The 24,482-nt window shown below is 63.6% G+C and carries 20 protein-coding genes; 18 read left to right on the top strand and 2 right to left on the bottom strand.

What is annotated here, in order from left to right; genetic code table 11:
* Positions 1-97: 97 nt before the first annotated feature.
* The 15 genes from AC1Y2B_RS15950 to AC1Y2B_RS15880 all read left to right on the top strand — a co-directional run bounded on the left by AC1Y2B_RS15950 (position 98) and on the right by AC1Y2B_RS15880 (position 15,780).
* Complete coding sequence (locus tag AC1Y2B_RS15950; RefSeq protein ID WP_482254101.1) at positions 98-1,423, top strand: ABC transporter substrate-binding protein; 1,326 nt, start codon at positions 98-100, stop codon at positions 1,421-1,423.
* Positions 1,424-1,543: 120 nt separating this feature from the next.
* A complete protein-coding gene (locus AC1Y2B_RS15945) occupies positions 1,544-2,491 on the top strand; it encodes a carbohydrate ABC transporter permease (RefSeq protein WP_482254100.1) in 948 nt (315 codons plus the stop codon).
* Positions 2,488-3,426 (top strand): carbohydrate ABC transporter permease, encoded by a 939-nt coding sequence (locus AC1Y2B_RS15940; protein WP_482254099.1) that lies wholly within the window; start codon positions 2,488-2,490, stop codon positions 3,424-3,426. The genes AC1Y2B_RS15945 and AC1Y2B_RS15940 overlap by 4 nt, the downstream gene beginning before the upstream one ends.
* A 67-nt stretch (positions 3,427-3,493) precedes the next feature.
* Positions 3,494-3,682: a hypothetical protein gene (locus AC1Y2B_RS15935; RefSeq protein WP_482254098.1), complete on the top strand. Its 189-nt coding sequence runs from the start codon at positions 3,494-3,496 to the stop codon at positions 3,680-3,682.
* A gap of 3 nt (positions 3,683-3,685) precedes the next feature.
* The gene (locus AC1Y2B_RS15930; RefSeq protein ID WP_482254097.1) at positions 3,686-4,780 is read left to right on the top strand and encodes an ABC transporter ATP-binding protein; all 1,095 of its coding nucleotides are present in this window, start codon (positions 3,686-3,688) and stop codon (positions 4,778-4,780) included.
* Positions 4,773-5,768 carry an ABC transporter ATP-binding protein gene (locus AC1Y2B_RS15925; protein ID WP_482254096.1) on the top strand — a complete coding sequence of 332 codons (996 nt, stop codon included), beginning with the start codon at positions 4,773-4,775 and terminating at the stop codon, positions 5,766-5,768. Before AC1Y2B_RS15930 ends, AC1Y2B_RS15925 begins: the two co-directional genes overlap by 8 nt.
* An 11-nt stretch (positions 5,769-5,779) precedes the next feature.
* Positions 5,780-7,399: a dihydroxyacetone kinase subunit DhaK gene (locus AC1Y2B_RS15920; RefSeq protein ID WP_482254095.1), complete on the top strand. Its 1,620-nt coding sequence runs from the start codon at positions 5,780-5,782 to the stop codon at positions 7,397-7,399.
* 13 nt (positions 7,400-7,412) lie between these two features.
* A complete protein-coding gene (locus AC1Y2B_RS15915; protein ID WP_482254094.1) occupies positions 7,413-8,015 on the top strand; it encodes an Lrp/AsnC family transcriptional regulator in 603 nt (200 codons plus the stop codon).
* Positions 8,012-9,559: a hydantoinase/oxoprolinase N-terminal domain-containing protein gene (locus tag AC1Y2B_RS15910; protein WP_482254093.1), complete on the top strand. Its 1,548-nt coding sequence runs from the start codon at positions 8,012-8,014 to the stop codon at positions 9,557-9,559. Before AC1Y2B_RS15915 ends, AC1Y2B_RS15910 begins: the two co-directional genes overlap by 4 nt.
* Complete coding sequence (locus tag AC1Y2B_RS15905; protein WP_482254092.1) at positions 9,556-10,674, top strand: DUF917 domain-containing protein; 1,119 nt, start codon at positions 9,556-9,558, stop codon at positions 10,672-10,674. The genes AC1Y2B_RS15910 and AC1Y2B_RS15905 overlap by 4 nt, the downstream gene beginning before the upstream one ends.
* Before the next feature lie 11 nt (positions 10,675-10,685).
* On the top strand, positions 10,686-12,248 hold the full coding sequence (locus AC1Y2B_RS15900; protein ID WP_482254091.1) for an ABC transporter substrate-binding protein: 1,563 nt from the start codon (positions 10,686-10,688) through the stop codon (positions 12,246-12,248).
* Positions 12,249-13,271 (top strand): ABC transporter permease, encoded by a 1,023-nt coding sequence (locus AC1Y2B_RS15895; protein ID WP_482254090.1) that lies wholly within the window; start codon positions 12,249-12,251, stop codon positions 13,269-13,271.
* Positions 13,268-14,092 carry an ABC transporter permease gene (locus AC1Y2B_RS15890; protein WP_482254089.1) on the top strand — a complete coding sequence of 275 codons (825 nt, stop codon included), beginning with the start codon at positions 13,268-13,270 and terminating at the stop codon, positions 14,090-14,092. The genes AC1Y2B_RS15895 and AC1Y2B_RS15890 overlap by 4 nt, the downstream gene beginning before the upstream one ends.
* On the top strand, positions 14,085-15,029 hold the full coding sequence (locus AC1Y2B_RS15885) for an ABC transporter ATP-binding protein (protein ID WP_482254088.1): 945 nt from the start codon (positions 14,085-14,087) through the stop codon (positions 15,027-15,029). The genes AC1Y2B_RS15890 and AC1Y2B_RS15885 overlap by 8 nt, the downstream gene beginning before the upstream one ends.
* Complete coding sequence (locus AC1Y2B_RS15880) at positions 15,013-15,780, top strand: ABC transporter ATP-binding protein (RefSeq protein ID WP_482254087.1); 768 nt, start codon at positions 15,013-15,015, stop codon at positions 15,778-15,780. The genes AC1Y2B_RS15885 and AC1Y2B_RS15880 overlap by 17 nt, the downstream gene beginning before the upstream one ends.
* Here the strand turns inward: AC1Y2B_RS15880 and AC1Y2B_RS15875 are convergent.
* Positions 15,762-17,408, bottom strand: coding sequence for a hydantoinase B/oxoprolinase family protein (locus tag AC1Y2B_RS15875; protein ID WP_482254086.1), 1,647 nt, complete (start codon positions 17,406-17,408; stop codon positions 15,762-15,764). The two genes, AC1Y2B_RS15880 and AC1Y2B_RS15875, sit on opposite strands and share 19 nt — an antisense overlap.
* Complete coding sequence (locus AC1Y2B_RS15870) at positions 17,405-19,465, bottom strand: hydantoinase/oxoprolinase family protein (RefSeq protein WP_482254085.1); 2,061 nt, start codon at positions 19,463-19,465, stop codon at positions 17,405-17,407. The genes AC1Y2B_RS15875 and AC1Y2B_RS15870 overlap by 4 nt, the downstream gene beginning before the upstream one ends.
* 166 nt (positions 19,466-19,631) lie before the next feature.
* Between AC1Y2B_RS15870 and mgtA the strand changes: the two genes are divergently transcribed.
* From mgtA to proB, 3 genes are all read left to right on the top strand, one after another.
* Positions 19,632-22,184 (top strand): magnesium-translocating P-type ATPase, encoded by a 2,553-nt coding sequence (gene mgtA, locus AC1Y2B_RS15865; RefSeq protein WP_482254084.1) that lies wholly within the window; start codon positions 19,632-19,634, stop codon positions 22,182-22,184.
* A 105-nt stretch (positions 22,185-22,289) separates the two neighbouring features.
* On the top strand, positions 22,290-23,315 hold the full coding sequence (obgE, locus tag AC1Y2B_RS15860; RefSeq protein WP_482254083.1) for a GTPase ObgE: 1,026 nt from the start codon (positions 22,290-22,292) through the stop codon (positions 23,313-23,315).
* Positions 23,303-24,430 (top strand): glutamate 5-kinase, encoded by a 1,128-nt coding sequence (gene proB, locus AC1Y2B_RS15855; RefSeq protein ID WP_482254082.1) that lies wholly within the window; start codon positions 23,303-23,305, stop codon positions 24,428-24,430. Before obgE ends, proB begins: the two co-directional genes overlap by 13 nt.
* The last annotated feature ends 52 nt before the right edge of the window (positions 24,431-24,482 follow it).

The following is a 24,482-nucleotide window of genomic DNA, read 5'->3' as shown; positions in this document are numbered from 1 at the left end:
AAAACCGCTTGCCATGAGGTACGTACCTCACATAACGTCACTCAGGGCATGGAGTCGCGGCGAGGAGGCCGGGGCCTTGAACCGGGAGGAATCAAAAATGAAAGCGAGATTGTTGAAAACCACAGCGGCACTGGCTGTCGCAGCCGCGATGGGCGGCACCACCGCCCATGCCGAGGATCTGACCCTGTGCTGGGCCGCCTGGGACCCGGCCAACGCGCTGGTCGAACTTTCCAAGGACTACGAGGCGCAGTCCGGCAACAAGATGCATTTCGAATTCGTGTCATGGACCAGCTTTGCCGACCGCTTCCTGAATGAACTGAACTCGGGCGGCAAGCTCTGTGACCTGATGATCGGCGACAGCCAGTGGATTGGCGGCGCGGCGGAAAACAAGCAATACATCAAGCTGAACGACTTCTTCGATGCCAATGGCATCAAGATGGATGATTTCATCCCCGCCACCGTGGTGGGCTATGCCGAATGGCCGAAGAACACGCCGAATTACTGGGCCTTGCCCGCCTTCGGTGACGTGGTCGGCTGGACCTACCGCAAGGACTGGTTCGCCGAACCCAAGAATCAGGCCGATTTCAAGGCCAAATACGGCCGCGACCTTGCCCCGCCGAAAACCTTCGCCGAACTGATGGACATCGCCAAGTTCTTCCAGGGCCGGGATGAGGGCGGCAAGAAGGTCTACGGCGCCTATATCTACACCGAGCGTGGGTCCGAAGGCATCACCATGGGCGCCATGGACGTGCTCTATTCCTTCGGCTTCAAATATGAAAACCCCGACAAGCCCTATGACATGGAAGGCTTCGTCAACTCTGACAAGGCCGTGAAGGGGCTGGAATACTACAAGGCGCTCTACGACTGCTGCTCGGCCCCCGGCATGTCGAACGCCTATATGGGCGAGGGGGTGGATGCCTTCAAATCCGGTCAGGTCGCGATGCAGATGAACTTCGCCTTCACCTGGCCCGGCTTCAACACCGACCCGAATGTCGGCGGCGACAAGACCGGCTATTTCGTGAACCCGGCCGGCCCCGATGGCGACCAGTTCGCACAGCTGGGCGGGCAGGGGATCTCCGTCGTCGCCACCTCCGAAAAGCAGGACGCGGCCCTCTCCTACATCAAATGGTTCGCCCAGAAGGACGTCCAGCAGAAGTGGTGGAAACTCGGCGGTTATTCCGCGCTGAAGGCCGTGGTCAACGACCCCAGCTTCGCCACATCGCAGCCCTATGCGCAAACCTTCCTCGACTCCATGGCCATCGTGAAGGACTTCTGGGCTGAACCCTCCTACGCCACCCTGCTGCAAGCCTCGCAGAAGTACTTCCATGACTATGTCGTGGCGGGCAACGGCACCGCCAAGGATGCGCTGGATGGGCTGGTGAAGGACTGGCACGCCACCTTCGACGAAGAAGGCAAATACTAAGCGCGACCGGCTGAAACCGGGTGTCCGCCGTCTCCCAAGGCGGACACCCCTGCGCGAGGCTCTTGAGGGCCAACCGGGCCTCGCGCATCATGCCCCAAGCCCTCGCTTCAGGAATCCCCCATGCCCGATCCCTTGGCACTTCGCATCGCGGCGGCCACACCCCCCCGATTGGCCCACCGCGTCCGCGGCCTGTCCGACCGCACCATCGCCTGGGCCTTCGTCGCCCCCACGATCTTCCTTCTGCTCGCCGTCAACATCTTCCCGCTGATCTGGACCATCCGCCTGTCGCTGACCGATTTTCGCACCAACCGTCCCAACAACCCGGTCAAGTTCGTTGGCATCGAAAACTACATCAAGATCCTGACCAACACCGACACCTGGACCTCGCTGCAAGCCACCGCCCATTTCCTGATCTGGACCATCGTCCTGCAAGTGGTGATCGGCTTCAGCCTCGCCTACCTCATCAACAAGAAATTCCGCGGCAATGACCTGTGGACGACGCTGATCGTCCTGCCCATGATGCTGTCGCCCGCCGTGGTCGGCAACTTCTGGACCTTCCTCTACCAGCCGCAAATCGGCCTCTTCAACTATGTCATCGCTTTCTTCACCGGGGCCGATCCCTCGTCCTTCTCCATGATCGGCGACGTCGCCCTCGCACCCTGGGCCATCGTATTGGTCGACACCTGGATGTGGACCCCGTTCGTCATGCTGATCTGCCTCGCCGGCCTGCGCTCCATCCCACCCTCGATCTACGAAGCGGCCGAGTGTGACCGCGCCTCCAAATGGCGACAGTTCTGGACCATCACCATCCCCATGGTCCTGCCCTTCCTGATGCTCGCCGTCCTGTTTCGCGGCATCGAAAACTTCAAGATGTTCGACCTTGTCGTGCAACTCACCGGCGGTGGCCCCGGCGCCACCACTCAGCTCGTCTCCATCGACCTCAAGCGCGAGGCGTTTGAAAAGTGGCGCACCGGCTATTCCTCGGCCTATGCCGTCATCCTTTTCGTGACCGTCTTCGGCCTCGCCTCCATCTACGTCAAGGCGCTGAACAAGGTGAAAGACAGATGAGCTTTTCCATCACCGAACCCTCGTCCCGCCAGAAGTGGATCGCAGGCTTCCTCGTCGTGGCCTATGCCGTCCTCACGCTCTTGCCCTTGGTCTGGATCATTGCCACCGGGTTCAAATCCCCGTCTGACGCCATCGCCTATCCGCCGAAGGTCTTCTTCTCCCCCACGCTCGAAGGCTATGTCAATCTGTTCACCTCCCGCAGCCGCGTGACACCGGAAGACCTCGCCGCCTTGGCCCCGCCCGCCACCTGGTACGACGCCATCGTGCGCAAATATGACATGGTCATCACCGGCCCCAGCCGCTATGGTGAGCGGTTCTTGAACTCGGTCATCATCGGCTTCGGATCGACCTTCCTCAGTGTCTTCCTCGGCACCATCGCCGCCTATGCCTTCAGCCGCTTCAAGGTGCCGCTGAAAGATGACCTTCTGTTCTTCATCCTCTCCACAAGGATGATGCCCCCCATCGCCGTCGCCATCCCGATTTTCCTGATGTACCGCCAGTTGGGCCTCAACGACACGCACCTTGGCATGATCCTGCTTTACACAGCCGTGAACCTGTCCCTCTCGGTCTGGCTGCTGAAAGGCTTCATCGACGAAATCCCGATCGAGTATGAAGAGGCCGCCCTGATCGACGGCTACACCCGCTTCCAAGCCTTCACCAAAGTCGTCCTGCCGCAGGCCGCCACCGGCATCGCCTCCACCGCGATCTTCTGCCTGATCTTCGCCTGGAACGAATACGCCTTCGCGGTCCTGCTAACATCGGGCGACGCGCAAACCGCCCCGCCCTTCATCCCCACCATCATCGGCACCGGCGGCAAGGACTGGCCCGCCGTGGCGGCCGGGGCGACCCTTTTCCTCGTGCCGATCATGGTCTTCACCATCCTGCTGCGAAAGCACCTTCTGCGCGGAATTACCTTCGGGGCGGTGCGGAAATGACCGTGCGCCGTGTAGCTACAAAAGAACTACGGAGAAACGACGGGAAAGCTACGGAGGCCAGCAAGCCATGACAAACTTCCTCAACGGCCTCCTCCACCTCCGCCGCGCCCCGTGGGAGATGCTGGCGACCATCCTGATCGCCCTTGGCGTGGTGATGCTGATGCAGCCCTTCGCGTTGATTTTGTTCACTTATTCCTTCCCCGTGACCCTGCTTGGCACCGTCATGTTCATCATCACCAGCCATTTCCCGGAGTAAGCGGTGGCCCAGATCGTCATCAAGAACCTCCGCAAGGAATTTGGCGCGTTTACGGCGGTGCAATCGTCCAGTTTCACCATCGAAGACGGCGAATTCTTCATGCTGTTGGGCCCCTCCGGCTGCGGCAAAACCACCACCCTGCGCATGATCGCAGGCCTTGAATTGCCCACCTCCGGTGAGGTCTACATCAACGGTGCCGAGGTCTCCCAAAAGCCCGCGTCACAGCGCGACATCGCCTTCGTCTTCCAGATGTTCGCCCTCTATCCCCATATGAACGTTAGGAAAAATATCTCCTACCCCTTGGTCAGCCAAGGCATGCCAAAGCCCCAAGTGAAGGCCAAAGTCGAGGAAGTTGCGAAGATTCTGGGCATCGAATCCCTGCTGGACCGCCCCGTAGGCGGCCTCTCCGGCGGCGACCGCCAGCGCGTCGCCCTCGGTCGCGCCATTGTCCGCAACCCCGCCTGCTTCCTGATGGACGAACCCTTGGGTGCCTTGGACGCCGAGTTCCGCGAACATATGGCCGAAGAACTCCGCGCCCTGCACGACCGCATGCACGCCACGACCGTTTATGTCACCCATGACCAGCTTGAGGCAATGCAGATGGGCGACAAGATTGTCGTTATGAATCATGGGGTTGTCGAACAATTCGGCCGGCCGCAAGACATCTACGACTGGCCCGCCACCACCTTCGTCGCCAATTTCATCGGCTCGCCGCCCATGAACTTCCTGGCGTTCGACGGCATGGTCGGCCACGGTGCCACCCACGTCACCCTTTCCGGCCAACCCATTGGAATCCCTGAAATGTTGGACGGTGCGAGTGGCTCTCTCATCCTTGGCGTGCGCCCCGAAAACGTCCATTTTGACGACACCGCGGCCACCAAGGGCCGCGTTCTGGCGGCGGAATACCTTGGCACCACCCAGATCATCACCCTCGACACCGCCCACGGCCAAGTCAAAGCCCGCATCGGCTCCGAAGCCCATGTTTCCATTGGGGAATCCACCGGCCTGCGCTTCGATGCCCGCTCCATCACGCTCTTCAACCCCGAAGGCCGTGCCTTGCGGTCCGTCGCCAATCAAAGGGTGCTGAACCATGGCTGAGGTGATTCTAACCAACGTTTCCAAACACTTCGGCCCGACCATCGCCTTGGCCGACGTGACGATGACAATCCCCGACGGCGCCTTCGTCGTTCTCCTTGGCCCCACAGGTGCCGGCAAGACCACGATGCTACGGATGGTCTCCGGCCTCGACACGCCCGACACGGGAGAGGTTCACATCGGCGGCCACCCGATGAAGGGCCTGACCCCCGCGCAACGCAACGTGGCGATGGTCTTCCAGCAATACTCCCTTTACCCCCACCTGACAGTCCGCGAGAACATGGAGTTCCCGCTGAAGTCCCCGCTCCTTAAAACCCCGCGCTCGGAAATCAGCCGAAAGGTTGGCGAAGTCGCGGAAATCCTTCAGATTTCCCACAAACTCGACAACAAGGCCACCGCCCTTTCGGGGGGCGAGATGCAGCGCGTTTCCATCGGCCGCGCCTTGGTGCGCAACCCCGCCGTCTACTTGATGGACGAACCCCTAAGCTCGCTCGACGCCAAACTCCGTGCAGACCTGCGGGTGGAGTTGAAGAACATTCAGTCCAACCTTGGCGCCACCATCCTGTATGTGACCCACGACCAGATCGAGGCGATGACCATGGCCACCCATGTTGGCGTTCTAGACCACGGAAGTCTGGTCCAGTTCGGGACCCCGCGCCAAATTTATGAACAGCCGGTCAGCATCTATGCCGCAAGCCGGCTTGGACAGCCGCGGATCAACATCTTGCCCGCCGGACTGTTCGGTGCAGCCCCGCCAGATGCCGTCCATATCGGCCTGCGCCCCGAACAAATCCGGCAGGGGGAGGGGCAAGACAGCCTCGTCAAGCGCGTTGAACATCTTGGCGACCAGACGCGACTGCATCTGTCCTTTAAGGCCCATGACGTGATCACAGTCACCAGTCCCCACACCTCCTTGCGTGCGGGCGATCTTGTCAAAATCCAACCAGACCGGCCGTTCTATTTCAACGCAGCCGGCAACCGCATCGCCTAAGGGAGGACACCATGACTCAATTCATGAACAAGCGTGAGAATATCGTCACCGAGGCGATTGACGGGCTGATCATGGCCTCGGGCGGCAGGTTGGTCAGGCTGGACGGTTTCCCGCATATACGGGTGGTGATCCGGGCCGACTGGGACAAGTCCAAGGTTGCCTTGGTATCGGGCGGCGGGTCCGGCCATGAGCCGGCGCATGCGGGGTTTGTCGGGAAGGGGATGTTGACGGCGGCAGTGTGTGGCGACGTCTTTGCCTCACCATCCGTCGATGCGGTGTTGGCGGGCATCCTGGCGGTGACGGGTCCGGCGGGCTGCCTGCTGGTCGTCAAGAACTACACCGGCGATCGCCTGAACTTTGGGTTGGCGGCAGAGCGGGCGCGGGCTTTTGGGTGCAAGGTCAGCATGGTGATCGTCGATGATGACATTGCCCTGCCCGATTTGCCGCAGGCGCGCGGTGTGGCGGGGACCCTGTTTGTTCACAAGATCGCCGGCTATCTTGCTGAAAAAGGTGCAGATTTGGCCGAGGTGACCAAGGCGGCCGAGCGTGTGATTGCCGGCACCAAGTCGATTGGCATGTCGCTGGACACCTGTACCGTCCCCGGTTCCGCCAAGGAGATCCGCATCGGGCCCGGCATGGCCGAACTGGGTCTGGGCATCCACGGCGAGCCGGGCGTGGAGCAGGTAAGTTTCGCGGGTGCGGAACATGCAGTGGCGGCAATGGCGGAGAAGTTGGCACCGGCGATGGTGGACGGGCCGCATGTCGCTTTGCTCAACAACCTTGGCGGGACGTCGGTGCTGGAAATGTCCGTCTTGGCTTATGAACTGACGCGTTCGAAATTGGGGGCGAAGATCAAGGTGCTGGTCGGACCGGCGGCGATGATGACCTCATTGGACATGCGGGGCGTTTCCATTTCCGTCTATCCCTTGACGGCAGAGGATGAGAAAGCCCTGAAGGCTGACACGCCTTTGGCCGCCTGGCCCGGAGCCCATGCGATGACGGCGCCCGTATTGCTGGCGCTTCCGGACGGGCTGGCGCCGATCCGGCCGATTCCCTCCACGCACGCGCCGACGCGCAGCTTTCTGACAAAATGTTGTGAAATCCTGATTGGGATGGAGGCTGATCTGAACGCGCTGGATGCGAAATCGGGGGATGGGGATACGGGCTCCACCCTCGCCGGCGCGGCGCGGGCGCTGATCGGGGCGATGGAACACCTGCCACTGGCCGACCACACGCAGCTTTACCGAGCGATTGGTCTGGAACTGAGCCAGACGATGGGCGGATCATCGGGCGTGCTGCTGGCGATCTTCTTTGCGGCGGCGGGGGATGCGGCTTCAAGCGGGGCCTCGATGCGGGATGCCCTTTGGGCCGGGCTGGAACGGATGCAGGAGATCGGTGGAGCGCGGTTGGGTGACCGGACCATGATCGACGCTTTGCAACCAGCGTTGGAGGCCTTGCCGGAAGGGCTCGCGGCGGCCACCGTGGCGGCGCGGAAAGGCGCGAACCACACGGCAACCTTGAAGCGCGCCAAAGCCGGGCGGGCGGCCTATGTCAACTCGGGCAACCTTGAGGGCCATATTGACCCGGGCGCCGAGGCCGTGGCGCGTTTGTTCGAGGCCCTGAACGCCTGAATACTGGGAGGTTATGGCCGAAACCGGTGTTAAGCCGCCGTATATTTGCCGAAACGGAAAATGGAAGTTGACAGAATGCCGATTCAGGTTAACCCTTGGTGCGATCCACAGAGGGTTTTCGGCATTGCAGCGCAGCGAGATCGACGACCTTGACCGCACCGTCATCGGCCTTCTGACCGAGGATGGCCGCCTGTCCGCCTCTGAGATCGCCACCCGGATTGGGGGTGTTTCAGAACGCACGATCCGAAACCGGATCGCCAGCCTTTTGCAGGATCGTCACATCGTGATCGGCGCGATACCGGACCCCACCTCCATTGGGCGCGAGGTGCAGGCTGACGTGTTCATTGAAGTGGAACCCGGGTGCGTCGACGACGTCGCCAGTCTGCTGGGCGAGCATGACGAAGTTGGCTATCTGGCTGCGATCACTGGAAATTACAACCTATCGGCGGCGATCTTCGTTGCGACCCACGCCGACCTGCTGGATTTTTGCGAAACGGTGATCGGCAAGATTCCCGGTGTGAAGCGGGTCGTGCCTTGCATGATCCTGCGCATGTACAAGGTCTTTGGAACACGGACCACGGCGCTGAGCCGGACGGGGAAAAGGAAGACGGAATGACCGGATTGGTGCGGATTGGGGTGGATGTCGGCGGAACCAATACGGATGCTGCCTTGCTGCGCGGGACCAAGGTGCTGGCGACGGTCAAGACCGCCACCACGGCCGATGTGACGGGCGGGGTGGAGGCGTCAATCCGGGCGGTGCTGGCGGCGGGCGGGTTTGCCGGATCGGACGTGGGCGGCGTGATGATTGGCACAACGCATTTCCTGAACGCGCTGGTTGAGGGGCGACACCTGCAACGCGTTGGAATCCTGCGGCTTTGCGGGCGGGCGACGCGGTCCCTATGGCCCATGGTGGATTGGCCGGAAGGTCTGCGCAGCCTGGTCGATGGCGGCGCCGCTTTGGTCGGTGGCGGGGTGAACTTCGACGGTTCGGCGATTGCGCCGCTGGATCACGCCGCGATCCGCGACGCTTGCAAGGGCTGGACGGCGGCGGGGATCGGGGCAGTGGCGATATGCTCGGTGTTCGCCCTGGTCGATGCGACCATGGAAAATCAGGCGGCGGCAATCGTGGCACAAGAGATGCCGGGGGTCTCGATCTCTCTCTCGCACCGGATCGGGCGGACGGGCCTGCTTCAGCGCGAGAGTGCGGCGATCTTGAACGCCAGCTTGCATCGGTTGGGGGCAGAGACTGTAGCGGCGTTCCGCTCGGCGTTCGCGCGACTGGGGCTGCAGTGTCCGCTGTATTTGACGCAGAACGACGGCACCTTGATGGCCGCCGAGTATGCCGAGCGTTTTCCGGTGTTTACCATTGCCTCAGGGCCGACGAACTCGATGCGCGGGGCTGCGTTCCTGACCGGCCTCAAGGATGCGGCGGTGATCGACGTCGGCGGAACCACGACGGATGTGGGCCTGCTGGTCGGAGGCTTTCCGCGCAGCCGGTCGGAGGGGGCGATGATCGCAGGCGTGCGGACGAACTTCCGGGTGCCGGATGTGTTTTCCTTCGGATTGGGCGGCGGGTCGTTGGTTCATAGTGCGGCCCGGATCGGCCCGGACTCGGTGGGTTTCCGGTTGCCGGACAAGGCGCTGGTGTTTGGCGGGGATACGCTGACGGCGACCGATATTGCTGTGGCGGCCGGGTTGGTGGATCTTGGCGACCCGTCGAAGGTGGCGCATCTGGACGCGGCTTTTGTACGGTCTGCCTTGGCGCGGATGAAAACCTCGGTTGAAACGGTGCTGGACCAGATGAAGCCGGGGCCTGAACCTATTCCCGCAGTGCTGGTCGGCGGCGGCTCGGTGCTGATCGAGGGGTTGCTGGAGGGCACCAGCCAGTCCTTGCGGCCCGATCATTTCGGTTCGGCCAATGCCATCGGCGCGGCGATTGCGCAGGTTTCGGGCGAGGTGGATTCGGTGGTGGCCCTGGAAGGACGCTCGCGGGAGGCCGCCTTGAACGGGATCATCGCCATCGCCCGTCAGCGGGCGGAGGAGGCGGGTGCGGACCCTGACACCGTGCAACTGGCCGAAGTGGAAGAGACGCCGCTGTCTTACCTGCCCGGCAATGCGATCCGTATTTCGGTCAAGGTCGTGGGGGAGTTGAAGGCATGAAATACTGGACCCTGACAGAGGCCGACATCGACCGCATCGCCCTGGGTGCTGGGATCTTGGGAACCGGCGGTGGGGGAAATCCCTATCTGGGCATGCTGATGGTCAAGGCGCAGTTGCGCGAGGGCAAGACGGTCAAGGTGATCCGGCCTTGCGACCTGCCCCCGGATGCCTTCGTGCTGGCGCTTGGCAACATTGGCGCGCCCACGGTGGGGATCGAGAAGATGGAGGAAGGGGATGAAGGGGTCCGCTCTCTGCGGGCGCTTGAACAGTACACCGGCCGCAAGGTCGATGCGGTGATCGCAGATGAGATTGGCGGTTCCAATGGTCTGGCGCCCATGATCACAGCGGCAAAGCTGGGCCTGCCGGTGGTGGATGCCGATGGCATGGGGCGGGCCTTTCCGGAGGTTCAGATGACCACCTTCTTCATCCATGGCCAAGCAAGCCAACCCGCTGTTCTGGCAGATGCTTTGGGCAATGTGATGATCGTCACGCAAGCCACAAGTCCCGAGATGCTTGAGAAGCTGATGCGCGCGGGCACCGTCGCCATGGGCTGCACGGCGCATATGACGACGGCGCCGATGTCAGGGGATTTCATCCGCCGCTACGGGGTGCCGCATACGGTATCCCATGCCTGGACCTTGGGCGACACGGTGATCAACGCCCGCACGGCCAAGGTGGACCCGGTGGAGGCTTTGATCGCCCGCACCGGCGGCAGCCTGCTGATGCGTGGCAAGGTTTCCGATGTGGGGCGCAGGATTGCGGCCGGGTTTGTCCGGGGCAGTTTGACGCTGACCGGGCTGGAGGCGTTTGCCGGGCGGCAGATGGAGATCGAGATCCAGAACGAATACCTGATCGCCACGGAAGCGGGCAAGGTGCTGGCCATGGTGCCGGACCTGATCTGCATCGTCGATTCAGAAACGGGCAGGCCAATCACCACCGAAGAACAGCGCTATGGTCTGCGTGTCAGCGTCATTGCCATCCCGGCCCCGGCACTTCTAAGGTCGGACATCGCCCTGCGCTCGGTCGGACCAAGGGCCTTTGGCTATGACTTCGACTTCGTCCCCCATCTGGGTGCGCCGATGGATGCGCAACCCGTCGCCGCCTATGAAGCTTGAAAGGATCACACATGAAGCGCCGTGACTTCCTGAAGACCGCCAGCCTTGCCACCCTTGGCACCCTGACCGCCGCCCGCTGGAGCGTGGCTTTGGCCGAGGATGGCACCAAGATCTTCACCATGGCCCATCCGGCGGGTTTCCCGGATCTGAGCCCCGCCACCTCGTTCTCCAACGACGGGGCGATCATGGCGAATGTATATGAGAGCCTGACACGCTACATCCCGGCGCAGGGCGATCAGCCGGCCAAAGTGGAACCCCTTCTGGCGGAAAAGTGGGATGTCTCTGCCGATGGCCTGACCTGGACTTTCCACCTGCGGCAGGGGGTGAAGTTCCATGATGGGGCCGATCTGACGGCGGATGCGGTCAAGAAATCCGTCGAATGGACGGTCAAGACGGCGGGCGGTGCCTCGTTCATCTGGGCGCCGGTCGCCTCGATCGAGGCCCCGGATGCCGCGACGGCGGTGTTCAAGCTGTCCTCGCCGCAGCCGCTGGACATGATCGCGGCCTCGGGCTTTGCGGCGTGGATTGTCAGTCCATCGGTGCTGGACAAGGACAACGCCTGGTTCAACGCGGGCAATGGCAGCGGTACCGGTCCCTATCAGATGGAGCGCTACGAACCCGGCCAGCGCTGCATCCTGACCCGCAACAAGGCCTATTGGGGCAAGGCACCTGAGGGCGGTTTTGACAAGGCGGTCTTTGCCGTCGTCGAAGATCCTGTCCTGTCGCAGAACATGATCGAAAGCGGTGACGCCGACTGGACCTATGGACTGCCCTACGACAACCTTGAAGGCCTGAAGACCAAGACGGACGTGGCGGTGGTCGCCAACGCGTCCTTCCAGACCCTGTTCGGGATGTACAACGTCAAGAAGGCACCGCTCGACAACCCCAAGGTCCGCCAAGCCCTGTCTTTGGCCTTCCCCTACGACGACGTGATCAACTCTGGCACCGCTGGTCTTGGCAGCCGGGCCAAGGGCGTTATTCCGGCGGGCATCTGGGGCCATGACGAGGCGGCACCGATCCCGAAGACCGACCTTGCCGCCGCCAAGGCCCTGCTGGCCGAAGCCGGGGTCACCAGCGCTGAACTGACCATGACCTTTGCCACCGGAGACTCGCTTGAATCGGTGGCGGGAGAATTGTGGAAGGCCAATCTGGCGACACTGGGTATCAACCTGACCCTGCAGCCAATGGCGTGGGAGGCGCAGTGGCAACTGGCCAAGTCAGATCCCAAGGCGGCACAGGACATTTTCGTGATGTATTGGTGGCCGACCTATGTGACGCCCTATGACTATCTGTTCAACCTGTTCCACTCGGAAGCCTCGCCCAACTACAACCTCGGCTACTATTCAAACCCTGACTACGACAAGGAAATCGACGACGCGGCGGCCCTGTCCGGCACCGACCGCACCAAGGCTGAGGCGATGTTCATCGAGGCGCAGCGCAAAATCATCGCCGATGCTGCGGCGGTGTTCATGCTCGACCTGCCGAATGTGCATGTGATCCGATCCGACCTGAAAGGCTATGTCGACAACCCTGCCTATGGCCATGTCGTGTTCGTCAACGAGCTGTCGAAGTAGATGGCCCTCGCACGCTACCTGCTGCGCCGTCTGGTGCTGTCGGTCTTTGTCGTGCTGGGCGTGACCATGCTGGTCTTCACCGTGGCACAGGTTGTGCCCTCGGACCCGGCGGCTTTGTACGCCGGGCCCCGTCCCACAGCAGCGCTGATCGCCAAGGCGCGGGAAACGCTGCATCTGGACGCACCCTTGCCCGAGCGTTTCCTGACCTTTGCCCATGCCATGGCCACGGCGGATTTCGGAGTCAGTTACAAATCGCGGCGCGACATTTCGCAGGATCTGGCGGTCTATCTGCCCTCGACTCTGGAGCTTGCGATCTTTTCCACCGGACTGGCGTTGCTGATCGGCATCCCTTCGGGTGTGATCGCCGCCGCCCGGCGGGGGGGCGTGCTGGACCGGATGGGCGGATTTGGTTCCATCCTTGCGGTCGCGATGCCGACCTTCTTTCTGGCCATGCTTCTGCAGGGGGTCTTCAGCCAATGGCTTGGCCTGCTGCCGCTGTCGGGGCGGATCGGCAAGGAATTCTCGGTTATGGACCCGGTGCCCTATGTCACAGGCTTCATGCTGATCGACACCGCGCTGGCCGCCCGTTTCGATGCCTTTGGGGATGCTCTGGCCCATCTGATCCTGCCCGGCCTGACCTTGGCGGCTTATCCTGCGGGGGTGGCGATGCGCCTGACCCGTTCGGCCATGATCGAGATTTTGGAGCGCCGCCATATCCTGGCCGCGCGCGCCCTTGGCCTGAGCCAGGCGCGCATCCTGTTCGGGCACGCCCTGCCCAATGCCGTGGGGCCGGCGCTGACCGTGATTGGCCTGTCCTTCGCCTATGCCCTGACAGGCGCAGTGCTGGTCGAGATCGTCTTCGCTTGGCCCGGCTTGGGCCGCTATGTGTCAGAGGCGATCCTGTCCAAGGATTTTCCCGTCATCGCAGCCTCGGCCTTCGTCGTCACGCTGTGCTATGTCGCGATGAACCTGGTGCTTGATCTGGTGCAGGCTCTTGTGGATCCGAGAGTGGCCCTGACATGACCCTTGTCAAGCGCCTTGGCCTGACCGGCACCATCTGCCTGTGCATCGTGGTGGTCTTTGCCCTGGCAGCACTTCTGGCGCCGCTTGTTGCGCCTGATGCTGCGCAAGGCCTTGGCGCGCCGAACATTTCCGCCAAGTTCCAGCCGCCCTCTGCCATGTACTGGCTGGGAACCGACCACCTGGGGCGCGATATGCTGTCACGTGTGATCTATGGGGCAAGGGTTTCGATGACGACGGGGGTGCTGATTGTCGCCATGTCGCTGTGCGTCGGCCTGCCCATCGGCCTGCTGGCGGGGTATTTCGGAGGCTGGGCGGATGAGGGGTTGATGCGGATCACCGACATCTTTCTGGCCTTTCCCGCGCTGTTGCTGGCGGTCCTCTTGGCCGCCGCCTTGGGTTCGGGGATGCTGAACTGCATCGTGGCGGTCGCGGTGACCTGGTGGCCGTGGTACGCCCGCCTTGCCCGGGCCGAGGTGCTGGTGCTGCGCAACCAGCCCTATGTCGAGGCGGCGCGACTGATGGGCGTTTCCACCCCGCGCATTCTGATCCGCCACATCCTGCCCGCCGCCCTTCGCCCGCTTGGTGTGCAGGCGGCGCTGGATGTCGGCCCGGCACTGCTGACCGCCTCGGCGCTGTCGTTCCTTGGACTTGGCGTGCTGCCGCCCACCGCTGACTGGGGGCAAATGGTTGATGCCGGCCGCCCCTTCTTCCCGGCGCGCTGGTGGTATGCGGCCGATCCGGGGCTGGCGATCTTCATTTTGGCGCTGGCCTTCAGCGTTGTGGGCGATGCCTTGCGTGAAACAGGGGGCCGCGATGCTTGAGGTATCGGGCCTGTCCATCACCATCAAAGGGACGATCCATGCCGTGCGCCACGCGGACCTTTCCGTTCCCAAGGGCGCCATTCATGGCCTGATCGGCGAATCCGGTTGCGGCAAGACCATGACGGGCATGGCGCTGCTGGGTCTGTTGCCCAAGGGTGCGGTCCTGCAGGCCGCGACCTTCACCTTCGACGGGATTGACCTGCGCGGGGCAGGGGCCGCCTTGCGCGGTCGTCGGATCGCGCTGATCAGTCAGGACCCCGCCGCCGCGCTGAACCCGGTTCTGTCGATCGGGCGCCAGATGGATGATGTGTTGCGCACCCATTCCCAAGCCGCCAAACCTGCCCGCCGGGCCGAGGCGGTGGCCCTGCTTGCCGCGACCGGACTTCCCGATCCTGAACGTGTTCTCAGGTCCTATCCGCATCAACTCTCGGGCGGCATGCAGCAGCGCGTGGTGATTGCGCAGGCTTTGGCGACCGGGGCGGATTTTCTGATCGCCGATGAACCGACGACCGCACTGGACGTCACTGTGGGCGCGCAGGTGCTGGCGCTGTTGCGTCGGTTGGTGGCCGAGCGCGGACTGACCGTCCTGATGATCACCCATGACATGGATGTGGTGGCAGAGGTCTGCGACCGCGCTTCGGTGCTTTATGCCGGGATCACTGTGGAAGAGGGGCCGACAGAGCTGCTTCTGTCGCATCCGCATCATCCTTACACGCAAGCCCTGCTGGCCGCCTTGCCCGATGCCAAAGCCAAAGGTCTAAGGCTGGCGGCGCTGGAAGGCTCGATCCCGCCGCCGAGTCAGACGGTGCAGGGCTGCGCCTTTGCCCCGCGTTGCCCGCAGGCGATGCCTCTCTGCGCCACCCCGCCGCCCCGCCGCACGGCGGGCGAGCGTGTCTGGCTTTGTCATCTGGAGATGCGCGATGCTAGAGGTGCGTGACCTTGTGGTGCGCTATCGGCGCGGCCTGTTTTCTGGCACCGGACCGGCGGCGGTCAATGGGGTCAGCTTCACCCTTGCGGCGGGCCAGACCCTTGGGATCGTTGGAGAATCCGGTTCCGGCAAAAGCAGCTTGCTGCGGGCGATCCTGCGCTTGGTGCCGGTGACCAGCGGGTCGATCCGGCTGAACGGGACGGATTTTCTGTCGCTGGGCGGCGCCGCCCTGGCCCGTGCCCGGCGTGGCATCGGGGTCGTGGCGCAGAACCCTTTCCTGTCACTCTCGCCGCGGCTGACCATCGCAGAGATCCTGGCCGAGCCGATGCAGGCTGCGGCACTTTCCGGCGACCACCGCGCCCGCGCTGCCGCCCTATTGGCGCAATGTGGCCTGCCATCCGATTTTCTGACCCGCCGCGCCAGGGAACTGTCGGGCGGGCAGGCGCAGCGCGTCGCCATCGCCCGCGCCCTGACGCTGTCGCCCAGCCTCTTGGTGCTGGACGAGCCGACCTCGGCGCTGGATGTGTCGGTTCAGGCGCAGATCCTGAACCTGCTGGAGGATTTGAAGGCCGATCTGGGCCTGTCCATGCTGTTTGTCACCCATAACCTGAAGGTGGTGGCCCATGTCTCGGACAGTCTGATCGTCATGCAGCGGGGCAACGTGGTCGAGGCGGGGCCGACCGAGCAGGTCATGCAGGCCCCAAGCCAGACCTACACGCGGGAATTGATGGGGTTCGGGCGTCAGGTCTTGGCCCCGTAAACCGCCAAGGCCCGCTCTGCCGTCAGGACGCCATCCTTCACGTCGCGTGCGACAAGGCCGGGGTCTCGCGCCGAAGGGGGGCCATAGCCGCCGCCGTTGCCAGTGATCACGCGCACCACATCCCCCTGCGCGAGGGGCAGTTCCGACACGAAGGCGTAGTGCTCCACCCCGGCGGGCCGGATCACCTCCACCCGATTGGGAGAGCCGTCCCGCCCGCCGTTCAGCCCCCAGGCCGGGAACTTCGACCGTGTGTAACCCGCAGTCAGAAAGCCCCTTTCGGCGCGGATGCGATAGTCCATCACGATGCCGCGCCCTCCGGTAAACTCTCCCTCGCCACCCTCCGCCATGTTTAGCGCCAGCTGCTCGACGTAAAGGCCGTTGCGCGCCTCGTTGACCTCTGCCGGGCAATTGTAGGTTTCGCCATGACCCAGCGAGAAGGTGGCCGAAATTCCGTCCTGCCCGGCACGCCCGCCCCAGCCACCGATCTGCGGCTCGATGATCGTGTAGGGCCGCCCGGTGTCGGGATGGATGCCGCCCAGAAAAGTACCGCAGATCGAGCCGAAGTGGCCGGCACCGAAACGCTCGGGCTTGACCTGGGCCAGACAGCGGCAGATCAGATCATGCAGCCGCATTTCGGTTTCGTAATAGAAGCCAAAGGGGGCGGGTTCGAAGGGGTCGAAGATCGAGCCTTTTCGGGTCAGCACCTGCACCGGGCGAAACGACCCCGCATTGGCCGGACCCTGCGGATCGGTCAGCGATTTGAACACCATCTGCGCATTCAGGATCGCCCCGTCGCGGCTGGTGTTGATCGGAGAAGCCGCCTGGTCCGGGTTGCCGGTCAGGTCCACGGTGAAGTGCGTGTCGGTGATCGTCACGGTGACGGACAGGTGGCTGCCATCGTCCTGCTCTTCGGTGATCGCATAGCTGCCCTTGGGCAGCGCCTTCAGCCCCGCCAGCGCGATCCGTTCGCCGTGGTCCATGAAGCGCACCATGGCGCGACGAAACACCTCCACCCCATACCGCGTTGCCAGTTCGCGCAGCCGACGCGCCCCGGTGCGAACCGCCGCAATCGCGGCCCAGACATCGCCGCGCAAGACGTCGGGCATGCGGGAATTGGCCATCAGAATGTCGAAGACCGCTTCAACCGGTGCGCCGCCCCGGATCAGGCGGATGGCGGGCAGGCGCAGGCCTTCCTGAAAGATCTCGGTCGCGTTGGCTGACAGCGATCCGGGGGCCATGCCGCCCACGTCAGAGTTGTGGGCGATGTTGGCGGTCCAGGCGATCAGCTCGCCTTCGGCAAAGACCGGCATCATCAGAACCAGATCGTTGAGATGCGTCACCCCGCCGTGGAACGGGTCGTTGGTCAGAAAGACGTCCCCGTCCGACACTGTCTCGGGTGGGAATTTGGCAAGGATCACCTTCACCGCCTTGTCCAGCACCCCGACAAAAGACGGTATCCCCGCGCCCGAGGTGGCGATTTCGCCGTGGGCGTCGGTGATGCCGGTGCCCATATCCAGCACTTCGTAAATGATCGAGGACATGGCCGTCTTGCGCAGCACTGCAAACATCTCATCCGCCGTGGCCTGCAAGGCATTCTGGATGATGTCGAGTGTGATGGGATCACTCATGCATTGACCTCGATATGCAGATTGCCGAAACGGTCGAGATGGGCGCGGTTGCCGGGGTGCAGGACGATGGTCGTGCCGGGGTCCTCGACCACCGCAGGCCCGAGGATCACCATGCCGGGGCGAAGTTCGGCGCCGTCATAGATGGTGGCCAGATGCGTGCCATCCTCTGCATAGTCCACCGGGCGCTGGCCCTTCCGCGCGTTCGTAGCATCTGGCGGGCCAAGGGGCCGGGTCTTCACAGACAGCTTGCCTGCGTCGCAGACCGCAATCAGGTGCAACCCCACCACCTCCACCGGGGCGGCGAGGCGGTAGGTGTATTCCTTTTCGTAAGCCGCGTGGAAGGCGGCCTGCAGTGCGGCAATGTCGAAAGCGGCGGGGATCTCCACCTCGATCGTATGTTCCTGATTTTGATAACGCAGTCGACCCATGCGGCGGAAGCCGGGTTTGGTCGCAATGCCATCGTCCGCAAAGGCGCGGGTCGCCTCCGCCTCCGCCTCGGCACAGAGTGCGGCCAGCGCTTCGGCGTTGGCCGGCGTCAGGTTCATCAGCCGCGTCAGGAACAGATCGCGGCGCAGGTCGCACATCAGCATGCCCCAGGCGGAAAAGACCGAAGCCCCCGCCGGGATCACCACGGTCTTCACGCCCAACTCCTGAGCAAGGGCCACGGCATGCATCGCCCCACCGCCGCCAAACGCCACCATGGTAAAGGCGCGCGGGTCATGGCCGCGGTTGACCGACACCAGCTTCAGCGCCCCCGCCATGTTGGCGTTGGCGATGCGCAGGATTGCCCGCGCGGTGCCCGTGGCATCAAGCCCGATCTGCGCGCCCAAAGCCTGCAGCGCCGCCTGTGCCGATGCCATGTCGGCCCGGACCTTTCCACCGCAGAAAAACTCCGGGTTGATCCGGCCCAGCCACAGGTTCGCATCCGTTGTCGTGGCCGCGGTGCCGCCCCGGCCATAGGCGGCAGGCCCCGGCACGGCCCCCGCGGACTGCGGCCCGACATGCAACGTCCCGAACCCATCGGCATGGGCGATGGAGCCGCCCCCGTTGCCGATTTCGACCAGATCCACCACCGGCACCATGATCGGATAGCCTGCACAGGTGCGGGTGCGTTCGATCCAGTAGTCGTTGATCACCTTGACCGTGCCGCCCTCGATCAGAGAGCATTTCGCCGTCGTCCCGCCGATATCCAGCGCCAGCACATTCGGCTCTCCGATCTGCCGTCCCAATTCCGCAGCTGCCCAGAAACCCGAAGCAGGGCCGCTTTCCACCATGGTGATCGGGATGCGGGCCGCGCGTTCCAGCGTGTCGATGCCGCAGTTCGATTGCATGACGAAAACCGGGGTCGTCAGGCCCGCCGAGATCAGGCCGTCGCGCAGGCCCAGCAGGTAACGTTCGGCGAGGGGCTGGACATAAGCCGACAGAACCGTGGTCGAGGTCCGCTCATATTCCCGCCACTCCCGCGTGATCTGGTGCGAGGCCACGACCGGCACCTGGGGCCACAGCCGCCGCACCTCGGCCAAAGTCGCAGCCTCATGCGCGGGGTTGGCATAGGCGTGCAGGAAGCAGATCGCCACGGCTCCGACACCTTCGGCGCCGAAGTCGTCAAGAATGGCGGGCAGCGTGGACAGGTCCAGGGCCGTGCGTTCCGCACCCTTGTAATCCAGCCGCCCAGTGACTTCCCGCCGCAGATGGCGCGGGACGACGGCGGGAGGCTTTTGGTACAGCATGTTGAAGAAATCCGGGCGGTTGCCCCGGGCAATCTCCAGCACATCCCGAAAGCCGGTGGTGGTGATCAGGCCGACCTTGGTGCCCTTGCGCTCGGTCAGGGCGTTGATCACGACCGTGGTGCCATGGGCGAAGAAGCCGACGTCGGGCAGGCTGATGCCGGCCTTGTCCAGAACGTTCAGCACGCCCCTTTCAAAGGCGGGCGGGGTCGTGTCAGCCTTGGCGACCTTGACGACGGTGTCACCTGTCACGGGGTCCTGCGTCAGGCAGACCAGATCGGTGAAGGTGCCGCCCACATCGGTGGCAAGGCGGTAAAGGGGGTTGGTCATCGGGAACCTCGGTCAACTTCAGGTGATCTTGCGGCGGCAGAGGCTGCAGGTCCAGCCCGATGTCCCTTGTCAACTTACAGGTTAGGGTATCCACTTGCCGACAGGATCAAAAGCATGGTCGGCAGGACGCGACTTTCCTGCTGTTGTCAGGATCGGAAACGCAGACATGAATGCCGCCGCCCCGAAAGTCGCCTACTGGAGCCTCCCCGCCGCCACTTTGGCCGCCAACCTTGGGTCCAGTCCTTCGGGATTGACGGCCGTGCAAGCCAGCGCGGGGCTTGCGGCCCACGGACCCAACAGCATCGAAGCCTCCAGCCATGCCGGGGCAGCGCGGTTGTTGTTGCGGCAGTTTGAAAGCCCGCTGGTTCTGATCCTGATCTTTGCCGCCATCGTCTCGCTTGCCGTGCAGGAATGGACCGAGGCGGTGATCATCCTGCTGATTGTCGCGGGCAGCACGGCCCTGTCCTTTGCGCAGGAGTACCGGGCCTCGGTGGCGCTGGCGCAATTGCGCGGGCGATTGGGCCTGAAGGCCACGGCCTTGCGCGATGGCCAGCCAGTGCAGATCCCCGCGACCGAGGTCGTGCCGGGCGACGTGCTGCATCTGTCCGCCGGAAATCTGGTGCCCGCCGACGGCGTTGTGCTGGAGGCGCGAGATTTTCTGGTCAGTCAGGCGGCCTTGACGGGCGAATCCTTCCCAGTCGAAAAGCGCACCGATCCGGTGGCCGCAACGGCGGCCTTGGCAGAGCGGTCGAACGTGGTGCTACAGGGCACCTCGGTCCGCAGCGGGACGGCGACGGTGATGGTGGTGGACACCGGGCGTGCGACGGTCTTTGGCGCAATTGCCGACCGGCTGACCGGCGCTGATCCCGAAACGGATTTCGAACGCGGCATCCGCAAGTTCGGCTACCTGCTGACGCGGGTGATGATGATCATCGTGACGCTGGTGTTTGCCGCCAATGTCGCGCTGGCGCGGCCCTTGGTGGACAGCCTGCTGTTCTCTGTGGCCCTCGCGGTCGGTCTGACACCGGAACTGCTGCCGGCCATCGTGTCCGTCACCATGTCGGCGGGTGCGCGCCGCATGGCCAAGCGGGGGGTGATCGTGCGGCGGACGGCGGCGATCGAAAACCTAGGCTCGGTCGATATTCTGTGCACCGACAAGACGGGTACCCTGACGCGCGGCGTGGTGGAGTTGAGCGAGGCGACCGATCCTGATGGCGCGGTTTCCCCTGCGGTGTTCAATTTCGCCCTGATCAATGCGCATCTGGAAACCGGCATCCAGAACCCCTTGGACGAGGCTATTGTGGCCACGGCAAAGGCCAAGGGCGTGGCTCTGGCAGAGCCTGTGAAGATCGACGAAATCCCCTATGATTTCCTGCGCAAGCGCCTGACCATCGTGATCGACGTGCCCGGGGAAGCGCAGCACCAGATCATCACCAAGGGCGCTTTCGATGACGTTCTGGGCTGTTGCGACCGTGTGGCCACCCCCGCCGGGCCGGTTCCGCTGGATGACGCCCACCGCGAAAGCCTCAACGTTTTCTACGCCGCCAAGGGGAATGAGGGCTTCCGCGTCCTCGGCCTCGCCACGCGCCGGAGCGACTCCAAACCGCGCTATGCGGCCGAGGACGAGGCCGCGATGGTCTTTGAAGGCTTCCTTTTGTTCTTCGACCCGCTGAAAGAGGGTATCGTCGACACCCTCGCCGCGCTGAAGGGGCTTGGCATCGCGGTCAAGGTCATCACCGGCGACAACCGCCACGTCGCGGCCCATGTGGGTCAGGCGGCGGGTCTGGGCGGCGATGTGCTGACCGGGGCTGCCCTTGCCGCCACCGCGGACGAGGCGCTGTGGCATCTGGCTGAAACCACCGACATCTTCGCCGAAATCGACCCGCAGCAGAAAGAGCGCATCGTTCGCGCCCTGCAGCATCGTGGTCATGCCGTGGCCTATCTGGGCGACGGCATCAACGACGCCCCGGCCTTGCGGGCGGCGGATGTGGGGATTTCGGTCGATCAGGCGGTGGATGTGGCGCGTGAAAGTGCCGATATCGTCATGCTGGAGCGCGATCTGGACGTGCTGCGGCAAGGCGTGGTGGATGGACGGCGGACCTTTGCCAACACGCTGAAGTATATCTCGATCACCACAAGCGCCAACTTCGGCAACATGATCTCGATGGCGATCGGCACCTTGTTCTTGCCGTTCCTGCCCTTGCTTGCCAGCCAGATCCTGCTGAACAATTTCCTGTCCGACTTTCCGTCGATCGCCATTGCGACCGACAACGTCGACCCGGAAGCCGTGGCCACCGCCCCCCGCTGGGACCTGCCGCGCATTCAGGCCTATATGGTGGTGTTCGGGCTGGTCTCTACCGTCTTCGACCTTCTGACCTTCGTGCTGCTGGTCTATGTCTTCCATGCGCAAGAATCGGAATTCCAAAGCGCCTGGTTCCTGATCTCGCTGCTGACCGAGCTTGCCGTCGTGCTGGTCTTGCGCACACAGCGTCTGGCGTGGAAAAGCACGCCGGGCACGGTTCTGGCGATTTCCACGGTCATCGTCTCGGCCCTGTCGCTGGCCTTGCCCTATCTGGGTCAGCTTTCGACATGGCTGGGACTGGTGCCCTTGCCTTGGCACCTGATGCTGGTCGCCATTGCCATCGTCGCCGCCTATATCGTGGCAACCGAGGTCGCAAAATACATCTTCTACCGGGCAAGACCCTGGGCCACCCATTGACCAAGCGGCCTTGACGCCAAGTTCGGCCTTCCAGTACAGGGGAAGGCTTGCGCCGTTGGCCCTTCGGGTCTATCGGCTGATCCGTCTCATAACATCGGTTGCGCCATGAAATTCCTCGACCTCACCAAAGTCTATATCCGCTCGGGTGGCGGTGGGGGCGGTTGCGTCTCGTTCCGGCGCGACAAATATGTCGAATACGGCGGCCCGGATGGCGGCGATGGCGGCCATGGCGGGTCTGTCTGGGCCGAAGCGGTGGAGGGGCTGAACACCCTGATCGATTACCGCTATCAGCAGCACTTCTTCGCCAAGTCCGGTCAGCCCGGCATGGGCAGCCAGAAGACCGGCAAGACCGGCGAAGACATCGTGATGCGCGTGCCCCTGGGCACCGAAATTCTGGACGAGGACGAGGAAACCGTCATCGCCGACCTGACCGTTCCGGGCCAGCGTGTCTGTCTGGCCGAGGGCGGCAATGGCGGCTGGGGCAACCTGCGCTTCAAGTCCGCGACCAACCGCGCTCCGGCGCGTGCCAATCCCGGGCAGGACGGGGTGGAGCGCACGATCTGGCTGCGGCTGAAGCTGATCGCCGACGCCGGGCTATTGGGTCTGCCCAATGCCGGGAAGTCGACATTCCTTGCGGCCGTATCCAACGCGCGCCCGAAGATCGCGGACTACCCCTTTACAACGCTGGTGCCGAACCTGGGCGTGGTTGGCATCGACGGCGCAGAATTCGTGATGGCCGACATTCCCGGTCTGATCGAGGGCGCCAGCGAGGGCAGGGGGCTGGGGATGCAGTTTCTGGCCCACGTGGAGCGCTGCAAGGTGCTGCTGCATCTGGTTGACGGGACCTCGTCGACGATCACCAAGGATTACCGCACCATCGTGCACGAGCTTGAGGCCTATTCAGAAGTTCTGGGCGACAAGCCGCGGATCCTGGCGCTCAACAAGGTGGATGCGATGGACGCCAAGCAGATCAGCGACCGCCGCCGGGCCTTGGAAAAGGCCAGTGGCGGCGAGGTCTTCGTGATCTCGGGCGTAGCAGGCCGCGGTCTGCAGGACGTCCTGCGCGAGATTTACGCCCGCATCAAGGCGGGCAATGCCAAACCTGTGGAGGTGACGCCGTGGCGGCCCTGAGCCATCTGTCTGCGCCTGACATCAAGAACGCCCGCCGTCTGGTGGTGAAGATCGGCTCGGCCCTGCTGGTGGATCGCCAGACCGGGTTGAAGCAGTCATGGTTGTCAGCGCTGGCGATGGATGTGGCGGAAGCCAAGGTGCGCGGGGCAGATGTGGTGCTGGTGTCGTCAGGCTCCATCGCCCTGGGGCGCAAGGTGCTGGGCCTGCCGGATGGTGCCTTGACGCTGGAGCAGTCACAGGCGGCGGCGGCAGTCGGCCAAATCCGGCTCGCACGGGCCTATGAGGAGGTTCTGGCGCCGCATGGCATCATCACGGGCCAAGTCTTGGTGACGCTGGAGGATACCGAGGACCGGCGGCGTTACTTGAACAGCCGGGCGACGATGGAGACCTTGCTGGGACTGGGCGTCGTGCCGATCGTGAACGAGAACGACACCGTGGCCACGGATGAAATCCGCTTTGGCGACAACGACCGTCTGGCCGCGCAGATCGCGGTAACGGTTGGGGCGGATCAGTTGATCCTTCTGTCGGACGTCGATGGCTTCTATTCCGCCAACCCCAAGGAAGACCCCACCGCAGAACGCTTTGATCTGGTGGAGAAGATCACGCCCCAGATCGAGGCCATGGCGGGCGACCCCGTCTCTGGCATGTCGAAGGGCGGCATGAAGACCAAGCTTTTGGCCGCCAAGACGGCCGTGGCGGGCGGCTGTGCCATGGCCATCATGGAGGGCTCGATCCTGCGACCCTTGACAGCTTTGGCCAAGGGCGCCAACCGGACGTGGTTTGTGGCCCACACCGACCCGCAGGCGGCACGCAAACGCTGGATCAACGCAATGAAGCCGCGCGGAGAATTGCGGCTTGATGCTGGGGCAGTCAAGGCGATGGCGCAGGGAAAAAGCCTTTTGCCCGCAGGGGTTACCGCGGTCAGCGGCAATTTTGGCCGGGGCGATCCGGTGGCGATCGTCTCGCCGGAGGGCGTGATCCTTGGCAAGGGGCTGGTGCGGTATACCGCCGTCGAGGCCAAGGCAATTGCGGGCCATCGGTCCGGGGAGATCGAGGCTATTCTGGGCTACCAGGGCCGGGCGGCTTTGGTGCACCGCGACGATATGGTGATCTGATCCCACGCGCCGGGGGTTTCACACCCCCGGACCCCCGTGGGATGTTTGAACC

Source organism: Stagnihabitans sp., assembly GCF_964946895.1.
This window is presented reverse-complemented; position numbering and strand designations above follow the sequence as displayed.

Coding starts and splice junctions, on each gene's coding strand:
- AC1Y2B_RS15895 (WP_482254090.1), top strand. CDS start 12,249: ATGGCCCTCGCACGCTACCTGCTGCGCCGTCTGGTGCTGTCGGTCTTT.
- AC1Y2B_RS15935 (WP_482254098.1), top strand. CDS start 3,494: ATGACAAACTTCCTCAACGGCCTCCTCCACCTCCGCCGCGCCCCGTGG.
- obgE (WP_482254083.1), top strand. CDS start 22,290: ATGAAATTCCTCGACCTCACCAAAGTCTATATCCGCTCGGGTGGCGGT.
- AC1Y2B_RS15890 (WP_482254089.1), top strand. CDS start 13,268: ATGACCCTTGTCAAGCGCCTTGGCCTGACCGGCACCATCTGCCTGTGC.
- AC1Y2B_RS15915 (WP_482254094.1), top strand. CDS start 7,413: ATGGCCGAAACCGGTGTTAAGCCGCCGTATATTTGCCGAAACGGAAAA.
- AC1Y2B_RS15950 (WP_482254101.1), top strand. CDS start 98: ATGAAAGCGAGATTGTTGAAAACCACAGCGGCACTGGCTGTCGCAGCC.
- mgtA (WP_482254084.1), top strand. CDS start 19,632: ATGAATGCCGCCGCCCCGAAAGTCGCCTACTGGAGCCTCCCCGCCGCC.
- AC1Y2B_RS15870 (WP_482254085.1), bottom strand. CDS start 19,465: ATGACCAACCCCCTTTACCGCCTTGCCACCGATGTGGGCGGCACCTTC.
- AC1Y2B_RS15900 (WP_482254091.1), top strand. CDS start 10,686: ATGAAGCGCCGTGACTTCCTGAAGACCGCCAGCCTTGCCACCCTTGGC.
- AC1Y2B_RS15940 (WP_482254099.1), top strand. CDS start 2,488: ATGAGCTTTTCCATCACCGAACCCTCGTCCCGCCAGAAGTGGATCGCA.
- AC1Y2B_RS15905 (WP_482254092.1), top strand. CDS start 9,556: ATGAAATACTGGACCCTGACAGAGGCCGACATCGACCGCATCGCCCTG.
- AC1Y2B_RS15920 (WP_482254095.1), top strand. CDS start 5,780: ATGACTCAATTCATGAACAAGCGTGAGAATATCGTCACCGAGGCGATT.
- AC1Y2B_RS15910 (WP_482254093.1), top strand. CDS start 8,012: ATGACCGGATTGGTGCGGATTGGGGTGGATGTCGGCGGAACCAATACG.
- AC1Y2B_RS15880 (WP_482254087.1), top strand. CDS start 15,013: ATGCTAGAGGTGCGTGACCTTGTGGTGCGCTATCGGCGCGGCCTGTTT.
- AC1Y2B_RS15945 (WP_482254100.1), top strand. CDS start 1,544: ATGCCCGATCCCTTGGCACTTCGCATCGCGGCGGCCACACCCCCCCGA.
- AC1Y2B_RS15925 (WP_482254096.1), top strand. CDS start 4,773: ATGGCTGAGGTGATTCTAACCAACGTTTCCAAACACTTCGGCCCGACC.
- AC1Y2B_RS15875 (WP_482254086.1), bottom strand. CDS start 17,408: ATGAGTGATCCCATCACACTCGACATCATCCAGAATGCCTTGCAGGCC.
- AC1Y2B_RS15885 (WP_482254088.1), top strand. CDS start 14,085: ATGCTTGAGGTATCGGGCCTGTCCATCACCATCAAAGGGACGATCCAT.